We start from the raw sequence: 759 nt of genomic DNA on the forward strand, positions 1-759 counted from the left end.
AATTTGTGGAAGAACTGGTAAAGGAAATCGGGAAAGAAACAGGATTCAGAGTGGAATTTTGTGCAGCGGATGAAGAGGAAACACAGGATTGTATGAATGTGTACACGAATGAAAATGGAAAGCTTCGATTGCTGACAGAGAAGATATATTGCAAAATGAAAACAGAGGGGAAAACGCTCTCTGAGGTTGTACAGGCAGTCAAACAGTCAACTGATGATTTCCTGAAAATGGGAATCTCAGGTAAGCTGAAACAGCTGCAGTGTTATGAGCAGGTAAAAGACAAGCTTTTTATCAGACTGCTTAATGTGGAGAAAAATAAGGAAGAACTGGAAAATTCGCTCTACAAACAGAATGGGGAAATTGCACTGACTTTATATATGAAGATTTCCAATGAGGACGGAAAACTTACGAGCTGTAAAGTACCTTTAAGCTATGTGGAGAAATGGCCTGTAAAGAAAGAGACTGTTTTTGAGGAAGCTATGAAAAATACCATGTCGATGATGCCGCCAAGAGTATGTGAAGTATTGAAGCTGGTTCAAAACCCAGCTTATGAGGGAGAAGATATTTATGCTTCTGATTATATTCCGGAAAAAGATGCGGTAGGAAACTGTATGAGCACCAGATTAAAAACAAATGGTGCAGTGGCAATCTTTTACCCGGGTGTTGCAAGGACATTCTGTCATAAGCTTGGGGCAGAAGGCTTGTATCTGGCATTTACAAGTGTTCATGAGGTGATGCTCCATGATGAGGAAAGTGTGG

At 40.4% G+C, this 759-nt stretch carries 1 protein-coding gene; it reads left to right on the forward strand.

All coding sequences use genetic code 11. The annotated features are described in order from the left end of the window. Nucleotides 1-759 (forward strand): DUF5688 family protein (locus PGQ38_RS18655; protein WP_270433073.1); only part of this gene is annotated, 759 nt, incomplete at both ends.

This window comes from Blautia faecis (genome assembly GCF_027662325.1).
Classification (GTDB): domain Bacteria; phylum Bacillota; class Clostridia; order Lachnospirales; family Lachnospiraceae; genus Blautia_A; species Blautia_A faecis.